General features: G+C 45.1%; 2 protein-coding genes and 2 pseudogenes. 3 read left to right on the top strand and 1 reads right to left on the bottom strand.

Features of this window, described 5'->3' with window-relative positions:
• Positions 1-491, bottom strand: a pseudogene (locus ACMHXI_RS12455) (alpha-amylase family glycosyl hydrolase); the annotation flags it as partial.
• Positions 492-550: 59 nt separating this feature from the next.
• Between ACMHXI_RS12455 and ACMHXI_RS12450 the strand changes: the two are divergent.
• From ACMHXI_RS12450 to ACMHXI_RS12440, 3 genes and pseudogenes are all read left to right on the top strand, one after another.
• A pseudogene (locus ACMHXI_RS12450) lies at positions 551-859 on the top strand (amidohydrolase family protein); the annotation flags it as partial.
• A 379-nt stretch (positions 860-1,238) separates the two neighbouring features.
• On the top strand, positions 1,239-1,865 hold the full coding sequence (locus ACMHXI_RS12445; RefSeq protein ID WP_109248584.1) for a DUF6988 family protein: 627 nt from the start codon (positions 1,239-1,241) through the stop codon (positions 1,863-1,865).
• Between the two features lie 9 nt (positions 1,866-1,874).
• Complete coding sequence (locus ACMHXI_RS12440; RefSeq protein WP_096142418.1) at positions 1,875-2,591, top strand: phage holin family protein; 717 nt, start codon at positions 1,875-1,877, stop codon at positions 2,589-2,591.
• The last annotated feature ends 167 nt before the right edge of the window (positions 2,592-2,758 follow it).

The raw sequence follows: 2,758 nt of genomic DNA, 5'->3' as shown, positions 1-2,758 counted from the left end.
CCTTCCCAGAATACGCCCTTGCAACCATCTTCTCGATTGGCCTTGCGGGCGATATCTTCGTTTAAACAGCGCATAAACCAACTGATACTGCCAAGTCGTTCCTGCCAATCGCTAATCAACATATCCAACAGTATTTGCTCACCTTCTGAGAGACTATCGCCCTTGAGGAACTTTGCCGCCACAGGATTGCCACTAAAGAGCAATGTCCAACGCTCAATGACTTCAAATGGCGACAACGCTTGTTGCGCAGCAAGGTCGATTTTGAGCACCAAATGGTAGTGATTACTCATGACCGCATAAGCGCAAACGTCGATGCAGAATACTGACGACAACTGCCGGATTTTATCCACAATCCAGCCACGTCTATGCTCGTAACTGCGCCCCGACAGTGCATCTTCACCACACAAAAATGCCCTTCTCACGCAACGGTTAATCACGTGGTAAAAAGGCGTACTTTCAGCATCTATCAACTGGCGACGGGCTGTGGTCATAACCAACCTCGACTGAGCTTTGATGGGTATTTCAAAGCCTAGTCAAGGCTTGGCGAAACATCAAAAGATATGGCTGTCCCCATTTTGTTGTCCCATTTTGTTGGGGGACTTCCCCCATCTGCTCAACCCTGTTGATGCTCAACCTGGGCTGCACCCTGTTCCGCCTGACGCCGGAAGAGGCCTTGGCCGGTGTCACCCGCAACGCCGCCCGCGCTCTGGGTCGCGAACAGCGCATAGGTATGCTGCGCCAGGGAATGGATGCCGACTTCTGCCTGTGGCGGATCTCAACCCCAGCGGAACTCGCCTACAGCTATGGCGTGAATCCGTTGGTGGATGTCATCAAGGGGGGCAAACTTATTCATCAATAAGTTTGGCAAGTGATTGGATGGCAGGTCACCGACCTGCTGTCGGCTTGCGCACCGACATCCCAGCGCTAGGGAATAGCTGCACAGCTTAAACTCATCAGTTTTAACTGGATTAGCATGAATCCAATCTGTCAGTTTCGTTTCCTTAATGTGACCATATCTGACAGATTGTCCTAAAGTGTGTTATCTATCAGCCAGAAATCGCAAACTTACTAACTTACGGCCCTACAACATGGCCTGTAAGGCTGTTATCTGAGGGAAATACGAACCACTGCCCGCTGATATATCTTACAGGAGCATCCTGCCCAGTTATCAAAGATAATCCTGCACCGACATCATAAATACATGATAGGCTGACACATAATCTTCTTAGAGGGATAGCATGGATAAACTACTTTCTCGTTCAGCCGAATATGAAGACTTTGTCTATGGGCTTCTGAGTTACCCTGAAGCTGAACCGTCCAGCCGCACACACGGTGCAAAAATATTGTGTGCTGTCGCAATGGAGCATGGACAAAGCCTGAAAATACTCATGCATTCCCACGCATTTACCTCGGCCTTAGGTCTTCTAAGATTGCAGTATGAGGCATTAGTACGCGCACATTGGTTAGTTTTTGCTGCATCAGACACCCAAGTTGAAAAACTGCTTGCTGAACTGACTCATGAATCTGCAAAAGCGGGGAACTCCACCCCTATGGTGGGAGACATGATGAAGGCTATGGAAGGTAAAGCCCCTCCAAATGCTCTTCAGCCTTTGCAAGAATTCAAAGAGAACTCCTATAAAGCACTGAGTTCATACATCCACGGGGGAATTCATGCAATCAGTCGTAAAAGCAAAGGCTACCCGATACCACTGCTAGAGAATGTATTGAAAAATTCCAATCAGCTTTGTGGAGTGTCAAGCTATTTCTGGGCTCAAATGACTAAAAACCCTCTATTGATGGCTCAAGCAATGCATTCATTCAATAAATACCAGGATTGTTTTAATTATCTCCAAAACTCCAACTGAGATTATCATATGGAAATTGATATAATTTTTAAAGTCATAGCCGGAATAGCCACAATATTCGGCATATTTCAAACAATATCCACATTACATAACAACAGGGAAAATAAAAAATCGAAAAACTTTGAGACATATAAAAGAGTTAAAGACCTATTAAGTAAGCAGCCAATTAATAATTACGCTGAAATGTGTGCCGCATTGAATTGTCTAATTCGAAGGGAGCTGAGTTTAGATGAAATCAAGTGGTTTATCGATACTCCAAACGCTTTTAGACATTTACAAACCTATTGCTCGCAAGCAAGGTACATAGAAATTTCGGAAAACGGGGATTCTTTTAAGTACAATAAAAAGTTCTCAAATAAGAAAAGCCGAATGTTAGAACAAGCAAGTCTGATATTTGCTTACGGGGTACTAACCAGCGTGGGGCTTGTCATTTTACTTCTTACCTATTCGCTGATTGAGTGGTCTGTCTATGTGATATTAGCGATTATTTTTAGTGTGGCATTGATAGTCTTCGGTGTTCTCGCCCTGATTCAAGGTGAACGTTTACGTGACACTAAATCTACGATGAAGCTAAAATTCGTCACTGTTGATACACTACCAAAAAATCAAAAAGCACGAATATACCGAACATACAGCGAACATACGGCAATGAAACATACAGGACATCCAAAACACTTTCTGAACTGCAAGGAAGTACGATGCAGGGTGTCAGTCTCTGATAAGTAACGACAGAAAAGATTTGGCTGTCCTGTCTTTCCCTTTTCCAACTACTCAGTGCTAATAGAAGTGCACCAATTCCCCCCTCGGTGTCGCCGAAAGCCGTTGGCGCAAATAACGTGGCTGAGGCATGGATGCCGAAGCAGCGCCAGTCGAATCAGGGATGAGCGTCTGAA

The organism is Shewanella sp. BJSY2023SW005, from assembly GCF_047314585.1.
Lineage (GTDB): Bacteria > Pseudomonadota > Gammaproteobacteria > Enterobacterales > Shewanellaceae > Shewanella > Shewanella algae.
Note: the sequence above shows the minus strand (reverse complement) of the source record. Positions and strands in the feature narration are given on the sequence as shown.